Below are 21,614 nucleotides of genomic sequence, written 5' to 3'. Positions count from 1 at the left end.
CTATGTTACAACCAAAACGCACCAAGTTTCGCAAAATGCACAAAGGACGTAACACAGGTCTTGCCCAACGTGGTAGCACAGTTGCCTTTGGTGAAATTGGTCTAAAATCTATTGGTCGTGGTCGTATGACTGCTCGCCAAATTGAAGCGGCCCGTCGTACTATTGCTCGTCGCATTAAACGTGGTGGTAAAATTTGGATTCGTGTTTTCCCAGACAAGCCAATTACCGAAAAACCCTTAGAAGTTCGTATGGGTAAAGGTAAAGGTCCTGTTGAATATTGGGTTGCTGAAATCAAGCCTGGAAAAATGCTTTATGAAATTCAGGGTGTTAGCGAGGAGCTTGCTCGTGAGGCTTTAACACTAGCTTCAGCCAAACTTCCTTTCAAAACCACAATTGTTAAACGGACGGTTATGTAATGAAAACCAGCGAATTGCGTGATAAATCTGTAGAAGAGTTGGCTCAATTGCTTGATGAAAAACAGTTAGATGCGTTTCGTCTGCGTATGGCAAAAGTAACAGGTCAGCTAGGTAATACTCATGAAGTCAAAGCCAATCGTCGTACGATTGCTAAGATTTTGACTTTAATTAATGAAAAACAAAGAGGCGATGCATGAGCGAGAATATCCAAACTCAAGAAGTTGGCGTCGTAACTGGCAAAGTAATCAGCAACAAGATGGATAAGTCCATTGTAGTGTTGGTTGAACGCCAAATTCGCCACCCAATGTATGGCAAGCAAGTTCGCCGCTCAACCAAACTAAAAGCTCATGACGAGAATAATGTTTGTCAAGAAGGCGATATCGTACGTATCAAAGAAACTCGTCCTATTTCAAAGACCAAATCTTGGACTTTGGTGGATGTGATTGAGACTGCAGTAAAAATTTAAGTTATTTGCATTAAAAGCCATTTGCTAGTATAATGTGCATCCTTTAAATTATCCATTTATTGGATTTACGAGATTTAGCAGCAAGTGGTTTTTACTGCTTAAAATTATTATGGAGTTAATGCGATGATTCAGACTGAAACAATGCTGGAAGTTGCAGATAATAGTGGTGCAAGACGTGTACAATGCATCAAGGTATTGGGCGGGTCTCATCGTCGCTATGCGTCTGTTGGTGATATTATCAAAGTAACTGTTAAAGAAGCCATTCCTCGTGGTCGTGTTAAAAAAGGCGATGTAATGAATGCCGTTGTAGTACGTACCAAAAAAGGCGTACGTCGTCCCGATGGTTCTGTATTGCGTTTTGATGACAATGCAGCAGTTATTCTAAACAACAACAAAGCACCGATTGCAACACGTATTTTTGGGCCAGTAACCCGTGAATTACGTACTGAACAATTTATGAAAATTGTTTCACTTGCACCAGAAGTACTGTAACCTTTTTTTAGAGGCATCTTATGGCAAAGTTACGCAAAGGCGATACCGTGGTTGTGATTGCTGGCAAAGACAAAGGCAAGCAAGGCACAATTTTGGCGGTTAAAGCAGACCGTGTAAAAGTGGAAGGTATTAATATTGTAACCAAACATCAAAAACCTAATCAAATGTTGGGTAAAGAGGGCGGCATTATTAAGCAAGAAGCATTTTTACATATTTCAAATGTTACAATTTATAATGCAACAACCCAAAAAGCAGACCGTATTGCTTACCAGGTGAATGCAGATGGCAAAAAAGTGCGCATCTATCGTTCTACTGGTGAAGTAGTGGCGACTGCGTAATTTATAAAGGGTAATTCACTAATGGCAAGATTAAAATCATTATACAATGACCAGCTAAAGCAAAAAATCAAAGACGAGCTTGGCTTGGAAAACGTCATGCAAGTACCAAAAATCACCAAAATCACTTTAAATATGGGTGTGGGTGGTGCAGCACAAGATAAAAAGTTATTGGAAGGTGCGCTTGCAGATATGACTGTAATTGCAGGTCAAAAGCCTGTTGTAACAAAAGCTCGTAAATCTGTTGCTGGTTTCAAAATTCGTGAAGAATGGCCAATTGGTTGTAAAGTTACACTTCGTGGCGAGCAAATGTACGAATTTTTAGATCGATTAATCTCTATTGCGATTCCACGTATTCGTGATTTCCGTGGTTTTTCAGCTAAGGCTTTTGATGGACGTGGCAATTATTCACTTGGCATCAAAGAGCAGATTGTTTTTCCTGAAGTGGACTTTGATAAAATTGATCGTATTCGTGGTTTAGATATTACTATTACAACTACGGCAGCAAATGACGATCAGGGTCGTGCTCTATTAAAGGCATTTGGCTTCCCATTCAGATAAGGTAAAACGTTATGGCTAAAAAAAGCATGGTTAATCGCGAGTTGAAACGCGAAAAGATGGTTGCTAAGTACGCCGAAAAGCGTGCAAAGCTAAAGGAAGTGATTAGTAATAGCAGTGCAACTGATGAAGAGCGTCTAGATGCGATGTTGGCTTTACAAGCTTTGCCACGTAATTCATCTCCAGTACGTTTGCGTAATCGCTGTGGTTTGACAGGTCGTCCACATGGTTACTTCCGTAAATTTGGTCTTTCACGTAATAAATTACGTGAACGTGTAATGCAAGGCGATGTGCCTGGTGTTCGTAAAGCAAGCTGGTAAGGAGTTAAGGCTATGAGTATGCAAGATCCTGTTGCTGATATGCTGACCCGTATCCGCAATGCCCAATCAAGAAATAAACCAACTGTATCAATGCCTGCATCTAAACTGCGCAAATCAATTGCTGATTTGTTAGTTGCAGAAGGATACCTGACCAGTGCACAGGTTGATGATATTGAAAATGGTAAAAAGGTTTTAACCATTGAGTTAAAATACTATCAGGGTAAAGGCGTTATTGAAGAACTGAAACGCTTTAGCCGTCCTGGACTTCGTCAATATCGTTCAAAAGATGAATTGCCAAGCGTTAAAAGAGGTTTGGGTGTAGCTATAATCTCTACCAGTAAAGGTATTATGAGCGACCGTGAAGCACGTTCTTTAGGTGTTGGCGGTGAAGTTATTGCATTGGTTGCTTAAAATATTATTGTAGTTTAATTTTGGATTTACTTTCAAATTTAAATGTGGTAAACTAACAGGTTCTATAATCTGTTAGTTTTTTCTTGCCGTCAAGTATTTGATGGTATTTTGAATTAAAGGAAATTTCTATGTCTCGTGTGGCTAAAGCCCCAGTAACGTTGCCAGCTGGTACCAGCGTTACTTTGAACGATCGGCAGGTAGAAGTTAAAGGCAAAAATGGTTCTTTGTCTTTACACCTGCATGAATTGGTCGAGCTTAAACAAGAAGAAAATACTGTTACCCTTGCTCCTGTGAAAGATACAAAGGAAGCTTGGATGCACACTGGTACAATTCGTGCATTATTAAATAATATGGTCAATGGTGTTACTAATGGCTTTGAGCGTCGCCTTCAGTTAGTTGGTGTTGGTTATCGTGCTCAAGTTGCTGGCAATAAAGTAAATTTGAGTTTAGGTTATTCGCATCCAATCGAATATGTATTGCCTGAAGGTGTAACTGCTGAAAGCCCAAGTCAAACTGAAATCGTTTTGAAATCAAGTGATAAACAAAAATTGGGTCAAGCAGCAGCCGATATTCGCGCCTTCCGTTCTCCAGAGCCTTATAAAGGTAAAGGTGTTCGTTATAGTGATGAAGTGGTTCTGCGTAAAGAAGCTAAGAAGAAATAAGTAAGGTGAGCAAAAATGTTCGATAAAAAAGCAGCTCGTCTTCGTCGAGCTAAGAAGACCCGTGCCCATATTCGTCAATTGGGTGTAAATCGTTTGACTGTAACGCGTACTCCGCGCCATATCTATGCACAAGTTATTTCACCCACTGGTGGTGTCGTGGTTGCCCAAGCATCCACTCTTGATGCGAGTTTGCGTTCAGGTGTGACAGGTAATGTTGAAGCTGCAAAAGCAGTGGGCGCTTTGATTGCTGAGCGTGCAAAAGCAGCTGGTATTACTAAAGTTGCTTTTGATCGTAGTGGTTTTAAATATCATGGCCGCGTTAAAGCTTTGGCTGACGCTGCGCGCGAAAATGGATTGGAGTTCTAATCATGGCAAAAGTTGAACAAACTGACGGTTTGGTAGAGCGTTTAGTCGCTGTTGACCGCGTGGCAAAAGTTGTTAAAGGTGGTCGCATTTTTTCTTTTACTGCACTTACCGTTGTAGGTGATGGTAATGGTCGTGTTGGTTTTGGTCGCGGTAAGGCTCGTGAAGTGCCGGCTGCAATTCAAAAAGCATTGGAAGCAGCAAAGCGCAATATGATTAAGGTGGAATTGGCTGGACATACTCTACAGCATCCCATTAATGCTCGTCATGGTGCTTCAAAAGTATATATGCAACCCGCTTCTGAAGGTACTGGTGTTATTGCCGGCGGTGCAATGCGTGCAGTGTTAGAAGTGGCTGGTGTACAAAATGTATTAGCAAAATGTTATGGCTCAACCAATGCTGCAAATGTGGTGCAAGCAACATTTAAAGGCTTGCGTGACATGGTTTCTCCAGAATTTATCGCTCAAAAACGTGGTAAGTCTGTTGAAGAAATTTTGGGTTAATTTAGGTGGGTTGTAATGAAGAAAATAAAAGTTACTCAAGTTAAATCAAGTGCCCATCGCTTAGCAAGCCATAAAGCTTGCTTAAAAGGTTTGGGACTACGTCGCATTGGTCATACTGTTGAGGTTGAAGACTCTCCATCTACTCGTGGCATGGTGAATCGTGTTAACTACTTGGTTAAAGTGGAGGAAGCCTAATGGGTCTTAAATTAAACGAACTGGCACCAGCTTTAGGTGCAAAAAAGGTTGCTCAACGTCGTGGTCGCGGCATTGGCTCAGGTCTTGGTAAGACTGGTGGTCGTGGTATCAAGGGTCAAACCTCACGTTCTGGATCTAGTATTCCAGCAGGTTTTGAAGGCGGTCAAATGCCAATTTACCGTCGCTTACCAAAGTTTGGTTTTACTAGTAAATTAGCAATGGTTACAGCTGAAGTACGTCTTTCTGAACTAAATAAGGTGGAAGGCGATGTTGTTAGTTTAGAAACCTTAAAATCTGCCAATATTATTCGTGGCGATATGAAGCGCGCCCGTATTATTTTGTCTGGCGAAATTACCCGTGCTTTAACTTTTAAAGGTGTTAAAGTGACTAGAGGTGCTAAACAAGCTATCGAAGCTGCTGGTGGTAGCGTCGAGGAGTAAAATCGTGTCAAAACAATCAACGACAAATTCTAATCTTTCACTAAATCCCATTGCTTTTATAAGAAAATATGATGAGCTTTGGAATCGCATGTTATTTTTGATTGGAGCGTTGATTGTTTATCGTTTGGGTTCTCATATACCTGTACCTGGCATAAACCCTGTTGCATTAGCAGACTTTTTTAATCCAGAAAACAATCCCTTTTTAGGAATGTTTAATGTTTTTTCTGGTGGCGCCTTAGAACGTATGTCAATTATGGCATTGGGGATTATGCCTTATATTTCGGCATCTATTGTTGTGCAGATGATGTCAGTAGTTATACCTTCTCTAGAGGCTTTAAAGAAAGAAGGTGAGGCAGGTAGACGTACTCTAAGCAAATACACACGTCAAGGTACTTTGGCATTAGCTTTTGTGGAAGCGATTGCTATGTCTACGGGACTTATCGTGCAAGGTATGACCTTGACAACCGGCTTGCAGTTTTATTTGCCCGCTGTAACTTCTTTGGTTGCTGGTTCAATGTTCTTGATGTGGCTTGGTGAGCAAATTACGGAAAGAGGCATTGGTAATGGTATTTCAATGCTAATTTTTGCTAGCATTATTGCCAGTATGCCAACTATGATTTCAGCAGCTTCTAGTAGACTTGATAATCCGTTAGTAGTGCCAATTTTTATCGTTTTAGGTATCGCTGTAACTGCAGCAATCGTTTTTGTAGAGCGCGCACAGCGCCGTATTCCAGTTAATTACGCTCAAAAACAACAAGAAGGACGTAAGGTCTACGCACAACAGCAGTCTCATTTACCTTTAAAGTTGAATATGGCGGGAGTAATACCTGCAATTTTTGCCAGTTCCTTATTAATGTTGCCAGCAAGTTTAGGGCAATGGGCTGGTTCAAATGCAAATCCAACAGCATTTCAGACGGTGTTACAAAATATTTCTTTGGCACTGCATCCGGGAAATCCTTTGTATTTGTTGATTTTTTCTGTTCTGATTATATTTTTCTGTTATTTCTATACCGCTTTGATGTTCAATCCAAAAGAAGTGGCAGAAAATTTAAAGCGTAGTGGCGCCTACATTCCAGGTATTCGCCCAGGGCAACAAACTAAAAGATATTTGGATTTCGTCTTGAATCGCCTAACCTTTATTGGAGCGATGTACATGACAGTGATTTGTTTAATGCCTATGATTATGCAGTCATCATTTCATGTGCATATTCCGTTGGGTGGCACATCTCTATTAATCACTGTTGTGGTGTTGATGGATTTTATTGCACAGGTTCAGGCTCATCTTATGACACACCAATATCACGACCAAAAACTAATTAAATCATCGCAATAATGATCATCAGTAGGAGCATGAAATGAAAGTTCAAGCATCAGTCAAAAGAATTTGTGGTAGTTGCAAAATTGTTCGCCGTAAAGGCAAAGTTTTAGTAATTTGCAGTTCAGAACCACGTCATAAACAACGTCAAGGTTAATTTTTTTTAAATTAATACTTGAAATTTAGTAGCGGGTGTTGTATTATCCGCTACTTGCCGTGCTACCTTCTTGGTAGTAGAGTGAGTTTGGGCAAGCATAACTTTGTGCTTGCATCATAATGGAGAAAGTTAATGGCTCGTATTGCCGGTGTAAATATTCCGGATAACAAGCATGCTGTTATTTCATTGACTTATATTTTTGGTATTGGTCGTACTACTGCTAAACAAATCTTGGCTGCAGTAGGAATTCAAGAAACCACTAAAATTGGTCAGTTAGATGATGTGCAGTTAGATGCTGTCCGTGCAGAAGTTGCAAATTACACTACAGAGGGTGACCTTCGTCGTGAAATTTCAATGAATATTAAGCGTTTAGTTGATTTAGGTTGCTACCGTGGTCTTCGTCACCGTCGTGGTTTGCCTGTTAATGGTCAACGTACAAAAACAAATGCGCGTACCCGCAAAGGTCCACGCAAAGCAATTAAAAAGTAACAACTTAGGAAGCTAAAAGATGGCAAAAGACACTCGTAGCCGCAAAAAAGTGGCTCGTCGCTCGGTATCTGAAGGTATCGCCCACATTCATGCGTCTTTTAATAACACCATTGTAACGATCACTGATCGTCAAGGTAATGCATTGGCTTGGGCCACATCAGGTGGACAAGGCTTCCGTGGTTCACGTAAATCAACACCATTTGCTGCGCAGGTTGCTGCTGAAGTTGCTGGTAAAGCTGCTCAGGAAACCTATGGTGTAAAAAATGTTGATGTCTTGGTTAAAGGTCCAGGACCAGGTCGTGAGTCTGCGGTTAGAGCATTAGGTGCATTGGGTTATAAAATTAACAGCATCAGTGACGTAACCCCAATTCCACACAACGGTTGCCGCCCACCTAAAAAACGTCGAGTTTAAGGAGAAAGACACATGGCCCGTTATATTGGTCCAAAATTAAAATTGTCACGTCGTGAAGGTACTGACTTGCAGTTAAAGTCAGGTGTTAAACCTTATGATGTTAAGACAAAAAAAGCAGGTCGTGTACCTGGTCAGCATGGCAATAGCCAAAATAAAGCGTCTGAATATGCTTCACAGCTTCGTGAAAAGCAAAAAGTAAAACGTATGTATGGTGTACTTGAGCGTCAATTCTCAAATTATTATAAAGAAGCAGCACGCATGCGTGGCGCAACAGGTGAAAACTTGTTAGTGATGCTAGAACGCCGTTTGGATAATGTTGTATATCGTATGGGGTTTGGTGCAACTCGTGCAGAGGCGCGTCAATTAGTTAGCCATCGTGCTATTTTGCTAAAAAAAGCAGGTCGTGATGAGTTTGTGCGCGTTAATATCCCATCAATTCAAGTGCAAGATGGCGATGTAATTGCTGTGCATGAAAAGTCAAAAGAGCAACTGCGCATCAAAAATGCGGTTGAGTTGGCGACTCAACGTGGTATTCCAGAATGGCTTGAAGTTGACCATAGCAAATTACAAGGTACTTTCAAAACTGCACCAGAGCGTAGTGAATTACCTGCTGAAATCAATGAAAACTTGATTGTTGAGCTATACTCTAAATAATTATTGAACTATCGAGGTGACACTATGACAAGTGCAAATGAGTTTCTAACACCCAGTACCATTATCGTGGATGCGGTTAATGAAACAACTGCTAAGGTCACGCTCGAGCCGTTAGAACGTGGTTTTGGGCATACTCTAGGGAATGCCCTACGCCGTATTTTGCTTTCCTCATTGTCAGGCGCGGCTGTAATTGAGGCTGAGATTGAGGGTGTGGATCACGAATACTCAACACTTGAGGGTTTGCAAGAAGATGTACTAGAATTGCTTCTAAACTTAAAAGGTTTGGCAATTATTTTACATGACCAACATGAGGCTTATTTAACTTTGGATAAGAAGGGTCCAGGCATTATTACTGCTGCGGATTTAGATTTGCCACACAATGTTGAAATTGCTAATCCAAGTTTGGTATTAGGTACTCTTAGCGAACGCGGGCATTTAAAAATGCGCTTACGTGTCGCAACAGGGCGCGGCTATGAGCCAGCGAATCAGCGTCGTGAAGATGCAAATGCAAAAATGATTGGTCATTTAAAACTAGACGCAAGTTTTAGCCCGATTTTACGAGTGGCATATGAAGTTGAAAATGCGCGTGTTGAACAACGTACAGATTTGGACAAGTTGATTATTGAGCTTGAAACCAATGGTACTATTGACCCTGAAGAAGCAATTCGTAAGGCAGCAACCATTTTACAGCAGCAGATTGCAATTTTTGTAGATTTGGAAGCTGAAGATGTGCCTGAAACCAGCGGTAAAGATAAACCAGATGAGATTGATCCTGTACTATTACGTCCAGTGGATGATCTTGAACTAACGGTTCGTTCAGCAAATTGCTTAAAAGCCGAAAACATTTATTACATTGGCGATTTGGTGCAGCGCTCAGAAACTGAGTTATTAAAAACACCAAATTTGGGTAAGAAATCATTAACTGAAATTAAGGACGTGTTAGCGTCTAAAGGTTTAGAGCTGGGTATGCGTTTAGATAATTGGCCACCTAGCAACCTGCGTGTTGATGACCGTTTTTCTTATCGTAGCCGTTAATTTAAAGGATATGTGACCATGCGACATCGTAATAGCGGAGTCAAGCTGGGTCGTACCAGCAGCCATCGTAAGGCAATGTTCCAAAACATGACTAACTCTCTGTTTGAACATGAACTAATCAAGACCACTTTAGTAAAAGCTAAAGAATTGCGTCGTGTAGCAGAGCCATTAATTACTTTGGCAAAAGAAGATAGCGTAGCTAATCGTCGTCTAGCTTTTAACCGTACTCGCAGTAAAGTAATTGTGGGTAAACTGTTCAATGAGCTTGGACCTCGTTATAAAACCAGACCAGGTGGTTATTTGCGCATCATCAAATGTGGCTATCGTGATGGTGACAATGCACCGATGGCTTATGTTGAGCTAGTAGACCGCCCATAATAGGCGGTAATAAAACCAAGGTGTCAAAACCTTGGTTTTCTTTTTTTGATTATTTTTTTTATTGTATTTAATTGCCTGTTTATTAAGAGTAAAATAACGCTACAAGTGTACTAAAAATAAACTTTATGATAGAATAACTACCTTTTTAGTTGTTCTATTTTACATTTATTTAATAATTGCGATTGCTTATGATTGCCACTCATCAAAGCCCCAAAATGTATACCAAGGCACAAATTGCTCAACTGTTTGATTTGCCATTTATGGATTTAATCATGCGGGCACAAACCGTTCACCGTCAAAATTTTGTTGCCAACGAAGTACAAATTAGTACACTATTATCTATCAAAACGGGCAATTGCCCTGAAGATTGTGGTTATTGTTCACAGTCTGGACATTATAGAAAAAAAACAGGACTGTCTTCAGAAAAATTATTGCAAATTCAAAAGGTTGTTAATGCTGCCAAGCAAGCAAAAGCATCGGGCTCATCACGTTTTTGTATGGGGGCTGCATGGAAGCATCCAAGCGATAAAGACATGCCTTATCTGGTTGAGCTGATTGAACAAGTTAAAGCCTTAGGATTGGAGACTTGCATGACGCTGGGGATGTTGGATGAAAATAAGGCAAATATTTTGGCGAAGGCAGGGCTTGATTATTATAATCATAATCTAGACACGTCACGAGAATATTACAGTCAAGTTACCAGTACACGAAGCTATGATGATAGGCTGCAAACGTTGGATTATGTAAGAAATGCTGGCATTAATGTATGTTCAGGCTCAATTGTCGGAATGGGAGAAAGTCGTGAAGACCGTGTAAACTGGGTATATGAATTGACGCAAATGCCTTTACCGCCAGAGTCCATCCCTGTAAACTTACTTGTGCCTATCAAGGGTACGCCTTTAGGTGATAAAGTATTGGCAGAAGGAAGATTGTCTGTGCTTGAATGGATTAAAACCATTGCCGTAGTTAGAATTTGCTGCCCTAATAGTTATGTTCGGCTGTCAGCAGGGCGTGAAAGCTTAACAGATGGTGAACAGGCGCTTGCATTTATGGCTGGGGCAAATTCTTTTTTTTATGGGGATAAACTTTTAACGACAAGCAATCAGTCGCAAGCCAATGATGACCGCTTGATGTCAGAACTTGGGCTTTTTTGTCAAAAACCAAAGCCACGCCCAAAAATTATTGATGCCATGACAGGTAAACCTGAAACCTCTTGTCCTTTGATTTAGTTTGTAGAAGTTTAATATGTTTTTATACATTAAGGCATTGCATATTATTGCCATGGTTTGCTGGTTTGCTGGTATTTTTTATTTACCACGTTTATTTGTATATCATGCCATGAGTGAGGATAAGTTAAGCCAAGAGCGTTTTGCACTCATGGAGCGTAAGTTGTATCGTGGCATCATGAATCCATCTATGATGGTAACTTGGATGCTTGGGCTGAGTATGGTGATGATGAATTGGCAAATTTACAAAGTTCAAGTTTGGCTGCATATTAAACTAACTTTAGTAATTTTATTAACCATATATCATCTATTATGTGGACGTTTTCGCCTAAAATTAATACAAAATCCTCATTATAAAACCCATGTCTATTGGCGATGGTTTAATGAATTACCTGTATTTATTCTTATTTTTGTAGTGATATTGGCAATTGTAAAACCATTTTGACAATATCACTATAATCTAATTTATCACTATAATCTAATTTAAAATTTGATTTATTAAAATCAGTGGCGCTTACGTTTGGCGACGACTTTCTTAACTTTTTCGCGAGCTCTATCTTGTTTTAGGCGTGATAAATAATCAACAAACATAATGCCATTTAAATGGTCAAGTTCATGTTGAATGCAAACTGCCAAAAGCCCATCTGCTTCCATTTCAAATGCCTGACCATTGGCATCTTGTGCTTCAATACGTACTTTGCCGGGACGTTTAATTTCATCATAAACTTCCGGAATGGATAAACACCCCTCTTGATAGGGAACACATTCATCTGTTAAAGGTGTAACCTTGGGGTTGATGAATACTTGTGGTTGTTTTTCTTCATCTTCTTTTGTCAAATCCATCACAACAACTTGTAAATGCCTATCCACTTGTGTTGCAGCAAGTCCAATACCGCGAGCTTCATACATGGTCTCAAACATATCTGCAATTAAGGTTTTAATAGTGTCATCAAAGTTTTCTACAGGCTTGGCAATTGTGCGTAAACGAGGGTCGGGGTAGGTTAAAATGGGTAATAATGCCATAATTATCTCAAAATATTATTAAACTTTCCATTATAAACGAAAGCTCTTCAAAGGAAAAGAAATTTATTACTTGCTGATTATAAGGGTTAATGCGATAATAAACGGTTAATCCTTTTATTTTTTATTGTTTGTAATAGTGAATGTATGGCACAGTATATTTACACCATGAACAAGGTGTCAAAAATTGTTCCCCCAAAACGTGAAATTTTAAAAGATATTAGTTTATCTTTTTTCCCTGGCGCAAAAATTGGCGTGCTTGGTTTAAATGGCGCTGGTAAATCCACTTTGCTACGCATTATGGCGGGCGTTGATAAGGATTTTAATGGTGAAGCTCGCGCCCAGGCAGGCATTAAAGTTGGATATTTGCCCCAAGAACCTCAGCTTAATCCCAATAAAGATGTGCGTGGCAATGTAGAGGATGGTGTACGTGAAGCACTGGATGCGCTTGACCGTCTAAATCAAATCTACGCTGAATACGCTGAGCCAGATGCTGATTTTGACAAATTAGCAGCTGAACAGGGTAAAATGGAAGACATCATTCAAGCGTGGGATGCTCATAACTTAAACACCCAACTTGAAAAAGCAGCGGACGCATTACGCCTACCACCTTGGGATGCTGATGTGGGTAAATTATCAGGGGGTGAAAAACGTCGCGTAGCTTTGTGTCGCTTACTCCTTTCTAAGCCTGATATGCTTCTGCTTGACGAACCAACCAACCATTTAGACGCAGAATCTGTGGCGTGGCTTGAGCGTTTCTTAAAAGATTATTCTGGTACAATTGTTGCTATCACCCACGACCGTTATTTCCTTGATAATGTCGCTGAGTGGATTTTAGAGCTTGACCGTGGTTATGGTTACCCTTATAAAGGCAATTATACCGAATGGCTTGAGCAAAAAAATAAACGTCTAGAACAAGAGCAAAAACAAGAAGAAGCCTTTGCTAAAGCCTTAAAGCAAGAATTGGAATGGGTGCGTAAGAACCAGAAAGGTCAGCAAGCCAAATCAAAATCTCGTTTAGAACGTTTTGAAGAGATGAATTCTAAAGAGTTCCAACAACGCAATGAAACTGCTGAGATTTATATTCCACCAGGACCCAGACTTGGCAATAAAGTCATTGAGGTGAATAATATTTCTAAATCATTTGGCGACCGTTTGTTGTATGAAAATTTAACATTCACTGTGCCACCAATGGCAATTGTGGGGATTGTTGGACCAAATGGTGCGGGTAAAACCACACTATTTAATATGATTACAGGTAAAGACAAACCAGATACGGGTTCGGTGGAAATTGGCGAAAGTGTCAAAGTTGCTTATGTTGGTCAGGTGCGTGATGAACTTGATGATAATAAAACCGTTTGGGAAGAGGTTTCAGATGGTTTGGATATGATTACAGTAGGCGAATACACAACTCCAAGTCGCGCTTATATTGGACGTTTTAATTTTAAAGGTCAAGACCAGCAAAAACGAGTAGGCAGCTTGTCGGGGGGTGAGCGTAATCGTCTGCAACTTGCCAAGACTTTAAAGCAAGGGGCAAACGTAATTTTACTGGATGAACCATCAAACGACCTTGATGTGGAAACTTTGCGCGCCTTAGAAGACGCAGTGGAAGTTTTCCCGGGCACAGTCATGGTGGTGTCACACGACCGCTGGTTCTTGGACCGCATTTGTACGCATATTTTATCATTTGAAAATGAAACGCCAGAATTTTTTGACGGCAACTATACCGAATACGAAAAATGGCGCAAACAAAGATTGGGAGCAGACGCCACGCCTAAGCGTATGAAGTATAAGAAGATTGGCGGTTGATAATTTAAAGTAAACTCATTGTCTAAAATTAAGATAGTGGGTTTATTTTTTTTAAGATAAAAAAAGGGGGTATAGTGTGATAATTAGTGACTATAAACAGGGCGATGTATTTAGCAATCAGGATTTGATGGATACCTTTAACGTATCAAATGCTGGTGGTATGCGTCGTAGTTTGGTAAATAATCGTTTGGTCTTAATAAACAAAAGTGACTCCGTGTATCAAGATAGATGGGAAAATGATGTGATATATTACACGGGTATGGGTTTACAGGGTGATCAATCTATTCATGTTGCGCAAAACAAAACCTTAGCTAATAGTCGTAGTAATGGTATACAAATATTGTTTTTTAATAGCACAAAAGTAAATGAATATATTTATATAGGTGAGGTTGAATTGGTGGATGAGCCATTTTATGAAATTCAAACAGATACACAAGGCAAACAAAGAAGAGTGGTTATTTTCCCATTGAAATTAAAGTAACTAGGAAAAATAAACCTTAAATAAAAGAGATTTAATTGAATAACCATAAGGCTTTATATAGGTTTGTATGCTTTGAGAAGATAGTGAATTTTCAGTAATAGTATTATTGTACAACCACTCATTTTAAGTCCATCTATGCTCATTTTATTATATAAACATAAAACGCTGGATTTTTAATGGTGGTTTTATACAAATACAAAAAATGGGTAAAAAGTTAAAAATAAGCGTTATGTTTGATCTTTTTTATAAATTTTTTTTTCAAAAAACATTTGACAAATAATAAAAAATCTATATAATACGCACCACAACAAGATGTGATTCTTGGGTGGTTAGCTCAGTTGGTAGAGCGTCTGCCTTACAAGCAGAGGGTCAGCGGTTCGAATCCGTTACCACCCACCAGTTTTGATTGACCTTGCAGCGGTAGTTCAGTTGGTCAGAATACCGGCCTGTCACGCCGGGGGTCGCGGGTTCGAGCCCCGTTCGCTGCGCCATTTTTGACTGGGTTTTCCAGTTCCACCCCAAATCTCCCCTGATTTGGGGATTTTTTATGCCATTAAAAAATGCCATCTTTTCAGATGGCATTGACAAAATAGCAGGTTTATTTGTGTTTGTTGTGCAATTTACTTGCTAGGTCGCTGGCTTTCTCAGCATATGGCTTAACCTTATCAAGATACGGTTTGGCATTTTGTAATTGGGTTTTGGCTTGGTCTAAATAAGGTTTAGCTTGATTTAGATAACCTTTGTATTCTTCAGGTAATTTTGCTGCGTGTTTGGCAATGCTAGCCAGCCAAAGCAACAATTTATAATCACCTGTAATTGTAATATCGCCATCTTGAATTGCACTCATAAATGTCGCAATATCGCCCTTGGTAAGAATTTTAACGCCCGTCATCGAATCTTTAAATTCAATGGTTAAATCAGACGTTTTTGCTTTGCCAATGGCTTGACCAAAATGTCCATCTACAAAGCGATAATAACGAGCCACATCATCGCTTAAAAATTGAATGGCAACTTCTTTGCCTTTAATCAAATTATTATAAGTTTCATCGGTGCCATGCTTGGTTAGATGAGCCAAACGCAAACCCAAGGCGTACAATAGCGCGTCCAATGGGTCAAATTTTACATCAATAACAGGTACAGTAAACATAAATCCGCCTTAATCAAGTAGGGGTAAATCTAAACTTTGTCAAAACGATGACCAAGCGCATAAAGCACGCCTTCAAGTCCGGTGATATTCACAGCAGCATCTGCTTTAGCGGCAACGATGGGCTTGGCTTTGTAAGCAATGCCCGTGCCACTAACTGCCATCATGGGTAAGTCATTGGCGCCATCGCCTACACACACCACCTCATCTAGGCTAATGCCCATGCGGTTTGCTGTGCGCTCTACAATCAGTGCTTTTTGTTTGCCATCTAAAATATTTGAATCAGTCAGCCCTATTAGTTTGCCATCGGCAACGAGTAATGGATTTGCATGAAATTCATCCATTCCCAGTGTCTGAGCAACGTGTTGGGCAAAAGGTTCAAAACCACCAGAAACCAGTACGGTAGTTGCGCCTAAGGTTTTTAAGGCACGAATCACCGCAAAAGCTCCTGGCTGAATGGTGATGTGTTTTTGAATAATTTCACCAACAACACTTTCAGGTACATTCTCTAATAATGCCACACGTTTGGCAAAACTTTCAGCAAAATCAATCTCTCCACGCATCGCGCTTTCTGTGATTTCAGAAACTTTATCTGCCAGACCACACATACGAGCTAATTCAACGATGACTTCTTGCTCAATTAGTGTGGAATCCATATCAAAACATACCAGTTTTGGTGCAGTTAGAACCTGGTTGATGTTTAGGATGTGAACATCAACAACATCTTTACCATCATCAGAACTAAAACATTGTTTAAGATGATGGGTAAGTTGTTCATCAATAATGCGAGCCGCTGCTTCTTGTTTGCTTTTGGTCATTTGTTCTGGGTCATTTGGCAGCAACAAATAACGAGAAACAACCACATCGGCAAGTGTCATGCCAGCAACGATTTTATCAGCAGCTTGTTTGGCAGCTTCATCATCATAAACCATTTGTAGATGCCATTTTGATAAATTTACCATATAGCGGTTCATGGCCTCATCTAACAGTTCAATACCTGAATTTTCAGATGATAATACTGAACGGTTTACCACCACAGTAATGGCAAAAATCGGCAAATCCTTTAACATGGTGTGATGGACATCAGACAATAAATGGGCAACTTTAAATAATGCATCGTGCCAAGCTTGACTATTTTTAGGAAGCGCGTAAGTGGTTGTATTCATTAAATATTCCTTATAAACACGACTTACTCATGTGGTAACATCATGGTTGTTTGAAAATTCAGCTAAAATTTAAGCCATTTTAAGGAAATCAAACAACAAATCAACAGCTTTTTATCTAAAGATAAAAGAAAAATATCCCTATCATAACATAAATTTTAATAAAAATTCCATGAAAAAACCGTTTGCTTTTTGTGCGAAGATTCTTTGTGTTTTTGGGTGAAAATGATAGAATTAGTAGTTTATCACTAATACGTACTATCATGACCTATTTTGCCCCACGTCAAGGCTTATTTGCCATTGTCATGTTTATCAGTTTAAGTTTGCAATTGCTTGCTTTTGTTGTCGCACAAGAATATCGGATTAATCAGCAAAATCAAGACAGTGTAAAACATGACACGATTTTGATTGCTGAAGAAATGTCAATACCGCTAAATGCCAATGACCGCGTAAGTTTATCCGTGATTGCTGAACATTTTATTAAAGATGATTCCATTGATTTTGTTGGTGTGTACAACAATGAAAATCAGTTGCTTGTGTCAGTGGGCAAAGAATCTGAATCTGGTTTTACAGCTAAAGAAACCATCACACACAAAGACCAAATGTTAGGTGTTGTGGCTTTGCACACCAAATCGGTTAATCGGGCAGATATTTTTCGCCATCACTGGATATATTTGGTGATGATTGCCTTTTTACATGTGGTTGTTTTTTTAATTTATGGTTACATTGCTAGACCAAGTGGTAATATGATTGCCAAAATTAGAGATGACTTGCGTCGTCAGCTTTTGGCTTCTGATATTTTACAAGAAGAAACTTTAGCAGCTGATCATCATAAAATGTTTGAGCCTGCATCTGATGATGCAAAACAAGATACAAACAAACCTAAAGACGTAACAGATTTAGACCAAAAAATACCTACTAAACCTGCAGATGATAAAACATCACAATTATCTGCTTTACAGTCAGAAAAATCATTGACTCAAGGTGAAGAACACACCAAAAAAGAATATGTTTTGGTGCAAATTCGCTTTGATGATAGCAATAATTTAATGACAACGGTTAGTCATCATACCAAATCTGCTTATTTTGCATTGTGCGACCAATTGCTTGTCAAATCAGTCGATGAGCTTTTAAAATTAAGAGTTTTATCGGGTGTAAAATTAGTAGGGATTGATGATTATAACGAAGAGGGAGCAAAGGTTGTTTTGCAAGCTGAAAATCGTCATGCAAAAGTCGCCACAGCAGGTATGATGCTTGCAAGATTATCTGTAATACTTGGGCAGATTGTATATGATAAACATCGTGAATTAAAACGCTTTTGTTTGCCAGTACACGCTATGGTTAGTGATATTGAGCATCAAGAAGACATGATTGCTATTTGTAAACGCCACCGAGAGCGTGTGTTGATTTTGCTGCCAGATTCCTCACTAAATGAACTTAATACTTATACAGTTTTAGATAAACTTCTTAAACCTACCAGTGTTGCTGAAAGAAATTGCCGTTGGCTGAAAGCAGTGAGTGAAACTACCGCAGAAAGATTGCAACAAGTTTGTAATTTGGTATTATTAACCGAATAAAGCTCTTGACAAACCAAATGGCTTTTTATAAAGTCTTAAATTAAGTTGAAGATTAATTTGTGGTAATTTTTAGGAAAGCTCTATGAGTGATATTAATGACGATTTTGACGACGACAATTTCGATGAAGATGCTGATGCCCAGCTTGCAGATGATAGCAAGGCTAAACCCCTAGAAAAACGTCTAAAAATTGATGCATTATTAGAAGAACAACGTTTAAATCGCTTAAAACGCGCTTTAGAAGACGACGATGATTTTGCTGAGTTTGACGACTTTGACGACGATTTTGACGATGAATAGTCATTTTGGTTGGTCTTGTAACAACATTTTGAGATAATTATGACAAAAGATGAATTATTTCGTTATTTAGATTCCGATGAAAATGTTTTTGGATTAGATAGCATTGCCGCCCATGGTTTTTTGACAGCAACAGTAGTGGGCAAACCTTTACCAAATTGGCTTGATTGCTTTTTTGAAGGCAATCACACTCAAGTTGCTCCTAAGATTAAAGATGCCATCAAAAGTTGGCAAAAAGAGCTTTATGACACCCTAAAAGCTGAAGAGTCAATCGAGCTGCCTTTTGATGCCAGTGATGATTCTATTGACTTTAGCGAAGAAAGTGATTTGACGGCGTGGGCAATCGGTTTTGTTGATGCGATGTATGCCGATGAGAATGTAGATTGGTTTGATGACCCACAAACCGAAGAAGATGTGGCAATGCTGACATTACCAATGGTGATGTTGTCAGGCATTGATGAGGAAATGGGTGATGTGCGCGATGAAGAAACATTGGTGCAAATGGCAAATGCTTTAGAAGATAATATTACTGAATTATTTTTGCTGTTTCACACTGAAGATTGAGTTTATGCTCTTTTAAATTGGTCGTTTTATATCAAAATAGATTTTTACATTAAAAGTGAGAAAAGTCATGTTTAAAAACTTTGCATCTGATGCCTTGGGTTTGAGTGATATTGGTAAAATTATTCCACCATCACAGTTTCATCAAACTGACATTGACGATTATATTTTTCATGAGGATGGTGAAAAGATTTATTTTGTGATTAAATCCAAATCGGATGAATACTGTTTTACGAATTTGGCATTTTTGCATCTGGATGGACAAAGCGCCATGAGTAAAAAGCGAGTATTAAAGCGTTATCCTTACCGTTATTTCACTCCTTCAAACGTACTTATTGAAACCGCAGGCACAATCGATTTGGATGCAGAATTAAAATTTGTATTGCTTGGTACAGGTGATTCAGACAGTTTAAATAAAACACAAGGTAAAACTTTTAGTATTGATATTGATAAAAATCAAATTGAGCAAATTCGTGATATTTACAAAGCATTAACCAGCATTGCTGAAAAATGCCATCACATTTATCATCAAGAAAGAATTTTAGAAAAGGCGTTTGATAAGGCAACGAGCATGGTGGATTTAAAACAGTTGCCTGATAGTGTGATTTTGCAGCTGCCTGATATTATCAATCAAACCATGGACCAAATAGAAAACCATTATCAAAAACGCTTGGAAAAAATTCGCCGTTATGATTTTGGGGATGTATTTGAGCATTATTTGAGACAGTAGTCTAGCAACAAACCAATTCAAGACGATTGTTTAAGAAAACAACCGTGATGATGGGTGGTAAGGTTTAAATAATACAGATGCTAAATTTTCTTTAGCTTGTTTTTCTGATTTTTGATAAAAATAATCAGTCAAGAATAATGGTGATTTTTGATAAAAGTGGTATAAAATAAAATGGCGTTTTGGATAATAAATCCAAGAACTTACCCATTGATACTCTTTGCGAATTTGTGCATTATATTCTAAAAATCGCTTTTTATTTTGTGCTAAAATTGCTAAATCAATATCCAAAAGATAATTTAAATCATCAAAATTTTTATCAGTTAGATAGTTTTGATGATTTTTAGTTGCTAAAATATATTGGTAAATTATAGATAAACCATCATCTGGTATTTTATTTTTTAGCTGATTTTTAGCAAAGTTGGCGCTGTTTAATTCATTATCATTATTTTTACTATCATAAATAATATCATGATAAAACAAAGCCAATGCCACCAAATTTGGCTTATTTAATAGGTGTTTAATTTCATCAAACAAAATAAAACATTCATATAAATGATGAAGATTGTGATAAAAACGGTCTTTTTGTTGATAATGAAAAACAATGTTTTGCCACAATGTTATCTCATTTTGACCAAAAAGCTGTTCTGAGATATTTTGCCATTGATGTTCTAAAAAAATTATCTCATTCATAAAAAACCACTTAATTAAATTAAGTGGTTTTATTATATCATGAGTCAGTTAGCTAAATCATTTTAAGACTTCAGCAAAGCTGTTAGCAACATAATCAATGTTTTTGTTATTCAAACCAGCAAGACACATACGACCATTGCTGACCATATAAATGGCAAATTCTTTTTGCAGACGTTCTACCTGTTTGGCAGTTAAGCCTGTAAAACTAAACATGCCACGTTGTTTGGTAAAGTAACTAAAATCGCGCTCAGGTAATTTTTGGCTTAGAATATCTTGTAATTTTTGACGCATAAGACGGATTCTGTCACGCATCTCATAAACTTCACCAACCCATTGATTGTATAGTGCTTCATCATTCATCACGATGTCAACTACATGGTTGCCATGTGATGCTGGACTAGAATAAATCCGACGAATGGTAAATTTTAGCTGACCATGAACAGTTTGAGCTTCTTCTTTGGTTGGGGCGACCACCGATAAACCGCCAACACGTTCGCCATACAAAGATAGGTTTTTAGAAAATGAATTAGAAACAAACAGAGGTAGACCCATTTGCGCAGCTTTATTGATGGCGTAGGTGTCGCCGGTCATATCGTCACCAAAACCTTGGTAAGCAATGTCCATAAAAGCAATGAGTTTTTTATCTTTGATGATTTGTAAAACGCTATCCCACTGTTCTTTTGTTAAATCTACGCCTGTTGGGTTGTGACAGCAAGGGTGTAACAAAACTACATCATTTTCATTTAACCCATTAAAAAATTCGCACATTTCATCAAATTTTACCCCAATGGTTTTTGGGTCGTAGTAGGGGTATTTACCAACTTTAAAGCCTGCTCCTTCAAAGATGCTGATGTGGTTACCCCAAGTTGGGTCGGAAACATAGCACTTAGCATCCGGAAACCATTCGTGAATAAAATCTGCACCAACCTTTAAAGCGCCACTTCCGCCAAGTGTTGCAACGGTTGCAACCTGTCCTTCTTTGACGATAGGATTGTCTTGACCAAATAATAAATTTTGACAGGCTTTACGATAACCAGGTAAACCGTCCATTGGCAGATAACCACGTGGTTTTGGTGGGTTGGCAATTTGGTTTTCAGCGGTTTTTACGCACTCAAGCACAGGCAATTTGCCATCTTCGGTATAATAAACGCCCACACCAAGATTGACTTTGATGTCTGTGCGTGGGTCGTTAGCAAATTTATCCATTAAACCCAAAATCGGGTCGCCAGCATAAGGGGTAACGTGTTCAAACATAAATAATCCTTAGGGATTGCACAATAAATTTGTCGAAATTTAATCTAAAACTAGCCTTAGTAT

General features: G+C 38.7%; 33 protein-coding genes and 2 tRNA genes. 30 read left to right on the top strand and 5 right to left on the bottom strand.

Features of this window, described 5'->3' with window-relative positions:
• Window positions 1–2 precede the first annotated feature (2 nt).
• The 22 genes from rplP (at window position 3) to hemJ (ending at window position 11,272) form a co-directional block, all read left to right on the top strand.
• Window positions 3–416 (top strand): 50S ribosomal protein L16, encoded by a 414-nt coding sequence (gene rplP / locus ACZBKJ_RS01805; RefSeq protein ID WP_463199209.1) that lies wholly within the window; start codon window positions 3–5, stop codon window positions 414–416.
• Entirely contained in the window at window positions 416–613 is a 198-nt protein-coding gene (gene rpmC / locus ACZBKJ_RS01800) for a 50S ribosomal protein L29 (protein ID WP_463199208.1), read from the top strand. The genes rplP and rpmC overlap by 1 nt, the downstream gene beginning before the upstream one ends.
• A complete protein-coding gene (gene rpsQ, locus ACZBKJ_RS01795; RefSeq protein ID WP_463199207.1) occupies window positions 610–882 on the top strand; it encodes a 30S ribosomal protein S17 in 273 nt (90 codons plus the stop codon). Before rpmC ends, rpsQ begins: the two co-directional genes overlap by 4 nt.
• A 123-nt stretch (window positions 883–1,005) precedes the next feature.
• Complete coding sequence (gene rplN, locus ACZBKJ_RS01790; protein WP_463199206.1) at window positions 1,006–1,374, top strand: 50S ribosomal protein L14; 369 nt, start codon at window positions 1,006–1,008, stop codon at window positions 1,372–1,374.
• Between the two features lie 20 nt (window positions 1,375–1,394).
• The gene (rplX, locus tag ACZBKJ_RS01785) at window positions 1,395–1,712 is read left to right on the top strand and encodes a 50S ribosomal protein L24 (RefSeq protein ID WP_463199205.1); all 318 of its coding nucleotides are present in this window, start codon (window positions 1,395–1,397) and stop codon (window positions 1,710–1,712) included.
• Window positions 1,713–1,733: 21 nt separating this feature from the next.
• Window positions 1,734–2,270 (top strand): 50S ribosomal protein L5, encoded by a 537-nt coding sequence (gene rplE / locus ACZBKJ_RS01780; RefSeq protein ID WP_463199204.1) that lies wholly within the window; start codon window positions 1,734–1,736, stop codon window positions 2,268–2,270.
• Window positions 2,271–2,281: 11 nt separating this feature from the next.
• Window positions 2,282–2,587 (top strand): 30S ribosomal protein S14, encoded by a 306-nt coding sequence (rpsN, locus tag ACZBKJ_RS01775; protein WP_463199203.1) that lies wholly within the window; start codon window positions 2,282–2,284, stop codon window positions 2,585–2,587.
• Window positions 2,588–2,599: 12 nt separating this feature from the next.
• Window positions 2,600–2,998 (top strand): 30S ribosomal protein S8, encoded by a 399-nt coding sequence (gene rpsH, locus ACZBKJ_RS01770; RefSeq protein ID WP_463199202.1) that lies wholly within the window; start codon window positions 2,600–2,602, stop codon window positions 2,996–2,998.
• A 128-nt stretch (window positions 2,999–3,126) separates the two neighbouring features.
• Entirely contained in the window at window positions 3,127–3,660 is a 534-nt protein-coding gene (gene rplF, locus ACZBKJ_RS01765) for a 50S ribosomal protein L6 (protein ID WP_463199201.1), read from the top strand.
• Window positions 3,661–3,675: 15 nt separating this feature from the next.
• Window positions 3,676–4,026: a 50S ribosomal protein L18 gene (gene rplR, locus ACZBKJ_RS01760; protein WP_463199200.1), complete on the top strand. Its 351-nt coding sequence runs from the start codon at window positions 3,676–3,678 to the stop codon at window positions 4,024–4,026.
• Window positions 4,027–4,028: 2 nt separating this feature from the next.
• The gene (rpsE, locus tag ACZBKJ_RS01755; protein WP_463199199.1) at window positions 4,029–4,526 is read left to right on the top strand and encodes a 30S ribosomal protein S5; all 498 of its coding nucleotides are present in this window, start codon (window positions 4,029–4,031) and stop codon (window positions 4,524–4,526) included.
• A gap of 15 nt (window positions 4,527–4,541) precedes the next feature.
• The gene (gene rpmD / locus ACZBKJ_RS01750) at window positions 4,542–4,721 is read left to right on the top strand and encodes a 50S ribosomal protein L30 (protein ID WP_463199198.1); all 180 of its coding nucleotides are present in this window, start codon (window positions 4,542–4,544) and stop codon (window positions 4,719–4,721) included.
• The gene (gene rplO, locus ACZBKJ_RS01745; RefSeq protein ID WP_463199197.1) at window positions 4,721–5,161 is read left to right on the top strand and encodes a 50S ribosomal protein L15; all 441 of its coding nucleotides are present in this window, start codon (window positions 4,721–4,723) and stop codon (window positions 5,159–5,161) included. Before rpmD ends, rplO begins: the two co-directional genes overlap by 1 nt.
• 4 nt (window positions 5,162–5,165) lie before the next feature.
• Window positions 5,166–6,494 carry a preprotein translocase subunit SecY gene (secY, locus tag ACZBKJ_RS01740; RefSeq protein WP_463199196.1) on the top strand — a complete coding sequence of 443 codons (1,329 nt, stop codon included), beginning with the start codon at window positions 5,166–5,168 and terminating at the stop codon, window positions 6,492–6,494.
• A gap of 22 nt (window positions 6,495–6,516) precedes the next feature.
• A complete protein-coding gene (rpmJ, locus tag ACZBKJ_RS01735) occupies window positions 6,517–6,633 on the top strand; it encodes a 50S ribosomal protein L36 (protein ID WP_463199195.1) in 117 nt (38 codons plus the stop codon).
• A gap of 132 nt (window positions 6,634–6,765) precedes the next feature.
• Complete coding sequence (rpsM, locus tag ACZBKJ_RS01730) at window positions 6,766–7,122, top strand: 30S ribosomal protein S13 (RefSeq protein WP_463199194.1); 357 nt, start codon at window positions 6,766–6,768, stop codon at window positions 7,120–7,122.
• A 19-nt stretch (window positions 7,123–7,141) separates the two neighbouring features.
• Window positions 7,142–7,534: a 30S ribosomal protein S11 gene (gene rpsK, locus ACZBKJ_RS01725; protein WP_036364258.1), complete on the top strand. Its 393-nt coding sequence runs from the start codon at window positions 7,142–7,144 to the stop codon at window positions 7,532–7,534.
• A gap of 12 nt (window positions 7,535–7,546) precedes the next feature.
• Window positions 7,547–8,188, top strand: coding sequence for a 30S ribosomal protein S4 (gene rpsD / locus ACZBKJ_RS01720; protein ID WP_463199193.1), 642 nt, complete (start codon window positions 7,547–7,549; stop codon window positions 8,186–8,188).
• A gap of 24 nt (window positions 8,189–8,212) precedes the next feature.
• Window positions 8,213–9,223: a DNA-directed RNA polymerase subunit alpha gene (locus ACZBKJ_RS01715; protein WP_463199192.1), complete on the top strand. Its 1,011-nt coding sequence runs from the start codon at window positions 8,213–8,215 to the stop codon at window positions 9,221–9,223.
• An 18-nt stretch (window positions 9,224–9,241) separates the two neighbouring features.
• Window positions 9,242–9,601 carry a 50S ribosomal protein L17 gene (gene rplQ, locus ACZBKJ_RS01710; protein ID WP_463199191.1) on the top strand — a complete coding sequence of 120 codons (360 nt, stop codon included), beginning with the start codon at window positions 9,242–9,244 and terminating at the stop codon, window positions 9,599–9,601.
• A gap of 188 nt (window positions 9,602–9,789) precedes the next feature.
• Window positions 9,790–10,830 (top strand): biotin synthase BioB, encoded by a 1,041-nt coding sequence (gene bioB, locus ACZBKJ_RS01705; protein WP_463199190.1) that lies wholly within the window; start codon window positions 9,790–9,792, stop codon window positions 10,828–10,830.
• Window positions 10,831–10,846: 16 nt separating this feature from the next.
• On the top strand, window positions 10,847–11,272 hold the full coding sequence (hemJ, locus tag ACZBKJ_RS01700) for a protoporphyrinogen oxidase HemJ (RefSeq protein ID WP_463199189.1): 426 nt from the start codon (window positions 10,847–10,849) through the stop codon (window positions 11,270–11,272).
• 59 nt (window positions 11,273–11,331) lie between these two features.
• Here hemJ and def read toward each other — a convergent pair whose 3' ends face one another.
• Window positions 11,332–11,850 carry a peptide deformylase gene (def, locus tag ACZBKJ_RS01695; protein ID WP_463199188.1) on the bottom strand — a complete coding sequence of 173 codons (519 nt, stop codon included), beginning with the start codon at window positions 11,848–11,850 and terminating at the stop codon, window positions 11,332–11,334.
• Window positions 11,851–11,994: 144 nt separating this feature from the next.
• On the opposite strand from def, the gene ettA reads away from it, so the two are divergent.
• From ettA to ACZBKJ_RS01675, 4 genes are all read left to right on the top strand, one after another.
• Complete coding sequence (gene ettA / locus ACZBKJ_RS01690) at window positions 11,995–13,656, top strand: energy-dependent translational throttle protein EttA (protein ID WP_463199187.1); 1,662 nt, start codon at window positions 11,995–11,997, stop codon at window positions 13,654–13,656.
• A 76-nt stretch (window positions 13,657–13,732) separates the two neighbouring features.
• Window positions 13,733–14,137, top strand: a complete 405-nt coding sequence (locus ACZBKJ_RS01685; RefSeq protein ID WP_463199186.1) for a hypothetical protein — start codon at window positions 13,733–13,735, stop codon at window positions 14,135–14,137.
• Between the two features lie 323 nt (window positions 14,138–14,460).
• A tRNA-Val gene (locus ACZBKJ_RS01680) sits at window positions 14,461–14,536 on the top strand.
• 15 nt (window positions 14,537–14,551) lie between these two features.
• Window positions 14,552–14,628 (top strand) — tRNA-Asp (locus ACZBKJ_RS01675).
• Between the two features lie 107 nt (window positions 14,629–14,735).
• On the opposite strand, the gene ACZBKJ_RS01670 is transcribed toward ACZBKJ_RS01675, so the two are convergent.
• Complete coding sequence (locus tag ACZBKJ_RS01670) at window positions 14,736–15,284, bottom strand: hypothetical protein (RefSeq protein ID WP_463199185.1); 549 nt, start codon at window positions 15,282–15,284, stop codon at window positions 14,736–14,738.
• 29 nt (window positions 15,285–15,313) lie between these two features.
• Window positions 15,314–16,447 carry a phosphoserine phosphatase SerB gene (serB, locus tag ACZBKJ_RS01665; protein WP_463199184.1) on the bottom strand — a complete coding sequence of 378 codons (1,134 nt, stop codon included), beginning with the start codon at window positions 16,445–16,447 and terminating at the stop codon, window positions 15,314–15,316.
• Window positions 16,448–16,707: 260 nt separating this feature from the next.
• Here serB and ACZBKJ_RS01660 point away from each other — a divergent pair, with 260 nt between their 5' ends.
• The 4 genes from ACZBKJ_RS01660 (at window position 16,708) to ACZBKJ_RS01645 (ending at window position 19,607) form a co-directional block, all read left to right on the top strand.
• Window positions 16,708–18,021 carry a hypothetical protein gene (locus ACZBKJ_RS01660; RefSeq protein ID WP_463199183.1) on the top strand — a complete coding sequence of 438 codons (1,314 nt, stop codon included), beginning with the start codon at window positions 16,708–16,710 and terminating at the stop codon, window positions 18,019–18,021.
• 82 nt (window positions 18,022–18,103) lie between these two features.
• Window positions 18,104–18,319, top strand: a complete 216-nt coding sequence (locus ACZBKJ_RS01655) for a PA3496 family putative envelope integrity protein (protein ID WP_463199182.1) — start codon at window positions 18,104–18,106, stop codon at window positions 18,317–18,319.
• A gap of 39 nt (window positions 18,320–18,358) precedes the next feature.
• Entirely contained in the window at window positions 18,359–18,880 is a 522-nt protein-coding gene (locus ACZBKJ_RS01650; protein ID WP_463199181.1) for a YecA/YgfB family protein, read from the top strand.
• A gap of 67 nt (window positions 18,881–18,947) precedes the next feature.
• Window positions 18,948–19,607, top strand: a complete 660-nt coding sequence (locus ACZBKJ_RS01645; protein ID WP_463199180.1) for a PH domain-containing protein — start codon at window positions 18,948–18,950, stop codon at window positions 19,605–19,607.
• Window positions 19,608–19,637: 30 nt separating this feature from the next.
• Here ACZBKJ_RS01645 and ACZBKJ_RS01640 read toward each other — a convergent pair whose 3' ends face one another.
• Both ACZBKJ_RS01640 and ACZBKJ_RS01635 read right to left on the bottom strand, forming a co-directional pair.
• Window positions 19,638–20,297: an HD domain-containing protein gene (locus ACZBKJ_RS01640; RefSeq protein WP_463199179.1), complete on the bottom strand. Its 660-nt coding sequence runs from the start codon at window positions 20,295–20,297 to the stop codon at window positions 19,638–19,640.
• Window positions 20,298–20,354: 57 nt separating this feature from the next.
• Window positions 20,355–21,551, bottom strand: a complete 1,197-nt coding sequence (locus tag ACZBKJ_RS01635; protein WP_463199178.1) for an amino acid aminotransferase — start codon at window positions 21,549–21,551, stop codon at window positions 20,355–20,357.
• Window positions 21,552–21,614 lie beyond the last annotated feature (63 nt).

It is taken from the genome of Moraxella sp. I5G (genome assembly GCF_055193055.1).
Note: the sequence above shows the minus strand (reverse complement) of the source record. Positions and strands in the feature narration are given on the sequence as shown.

Coding starts and splice junctions, on each gene's coding strand:
- bioB (WP_463199190.1), top strand. CDS start 9,790: ATGATTGCCACTCATCAAAGCCCCAAAATGTATACCAAGGCACAAATT.
- rpsH (WP_463199202.1), top strand. CDS start 2,600: ATGAGTATGCAAGATCCTGTTGCTGATATGCTGACCCGTATCCGCAAT.
- rplE (WP_463199204.1), top strand. CDS start 1,734: ATGGCAAGATTAAAATCATTATACAATGACCAGCTAAAGCAAAAAATC.
- ACZBKJ_RS01635 (WP_463199178.1), bottom strand. CDS start 21,551: ATGTTTGAACACGTTACCCCTTATGCTGGCGACCCGATTTTGGGTTTA.
- def (WP_463199188.1), bottom strand. CDS start 11,850: ATGGCATTATTACCCATTTTAACCTACCCCGACCCTCGTTTACGCACA.
- rplP (WP_463199209.1), top strand. CDS start 3: ATGTTACAACCAAAACGCACCAAGTTTCGCAAAATGCACAAAGGACGT.
- rpsE (WP_463199199.1), top strand. CDS start 4,029: ATGGCAAAAGTTGAACAAACTGACGGTTTGGTAGAGCGTTTAGTCGCT.
- rpsK (WP_036364258.1), top strand. CDS start 7,142: ATGGCAAAAGACACTCGTAGCCGCAAAAAAGTGGCTCGTCGCTCGGTA.
- rpmC (WP_463199208.1), top strand. CDS start 416: ATGAAAACCAGCGAATTGCGTGATAAATCTGTAGAAGAGTTGGCTCAA.
- rpsM (WP_463199194.1), top strand. CDS start 6,766: ATGGCTCGTATTGCCGGTGTAAATATTCCGGATAACAAGCATGCTGTT.
- ACZBKJ_RS01645 (WP_463199180.1), top strand. CDS start 18,948: ATGTTTAAAAACTTTGCATCTGATGCCTTGGGTTTGAGTGATATTGGT.
- rpsD (WP_463199193.1), top strand. CDS start 7,547: ATGGCCCGTTATATTGGTCCAAAATTAAAATTGTCACGTCGTGAAGGT.
- rplQ (WP_463199191.1), top strand. CDS start 9,242: ATGCGACATCGTAATAGCGGAGTCAAGCTGGGTCGTACCAGCAGCCAT.
- serB (WP_463199184.1), bottom strand. CDS start 16,447: ATGAATACAACCACTTACGCGCTTCCTAAAAATAGTCAAGCTTGGCAC.
- rplX (WP_463199205.1), top strand. CDS start 1,395: ATGGCAAAGTTACGCAAAGGCGATACCGTGGTTGTGATTGCTGGCAAA.
- ACZBKJ_RS01655 (WP_463199182.1), top strand. CDS start 18,104: ATGAGTGATATTAATGACGATTTTGACGACGACAATTTCGATGAAGAT.
- rplR (WP_463199200.1), top strand. CDS start 3,676: ATGTTCGATAAAAAAGCAGCTCGTCTTCGTCGAGCTAAGAAGACCCGT.
- ettA (WP_463199187.1), top strand. CDS start 11,995: ATGGCACAGTATATTTACACCATGAACAAGGTGTCAAAAATTGTTCCC.
- rpmJ (WP_463199195.1), top strand. CDS start 6,517: ATGAAAGTTCAAGCATCAGTCAAAAGAATTTGTGGTAGTTGCAAAATT.
- ACZBKJ_RS01660 (WP_463199183.1), top strand. CDS start 16,708: ATGACCTATTTTGCCCCACGTCAAGGCTTATTTGCCATTGTCATGTTT.
- ACZBKJ_RS01715 (WP_463199192.1), top strand. CDS start 8,213: ATGACAAGTGCAAATGAGTTTCTAACACCCAGTACCATTATCGTGGAT.
- ACZBKJ_RS01650 (WP_463199181.1), top strand. CDS start 18,359: ATGACAAAAGATGAATTATTTCGTTATTTAGATTCCGATGAAAATGTT.
- rpsN (WP_463199203.1), top strand. CDS start 2,282: ATGGCTAAAAAAAGCATGGTTAATCGCGAGTTGAAACGCGAAAAGATG.
- rplF (WP_463199201.1), top strand. CDS start 3,127: ATGTCTCGTGTGGCTAAAGCCCCAGTAACGTTGCCAGCTGGTACCAGC.
- rpsQ (WP_463199207.1), top strand. CDS start 610: ATGAGCGAGAATATCCAAACTCAAGAAGTTGGCGTCGTAACTGGCAAA.
- rplN (WP_463199206.1), top strand. CDS start 1,006: ATGATTCAGACTGAAACAATGCTGGAAGTTGCAGATAATAGTGGTGCA.
- hemJ (WP_463199189.1), top strand. CDS start 10,847: ATGTTTTTATACATTAAGGCATTGCATATTATTGCCATGGTTTGCTGG.
- ACZBKJ_RS01640 (WP_463199179.1), bottom strand. CDS start 20,297: ATGAATGAGATAATTTTTTTAGAACATCAATGGCAAAATATCTCAGAA.
- rplO (WP_463199197.1), top strand. CDS start 4,721: ATGGGTCTTAAATTAAACGAACTGGCACCAGCTTTAGGTGCAAAAAAG.
- rpmD (WP_463199198.1), top strand. CDS start 4,542: ATGAAGAAAATAAAAGTTACTCAAGTTAAATCAAGTGCCCATCGCTTA.
- ACZBKJ_RS01670 (WP_463199185.1), bottom strand. CDS start 15,284: ATGTTTACTGTACCTGTTATTGATGTAAAATTTGACCCATTGGACGCG.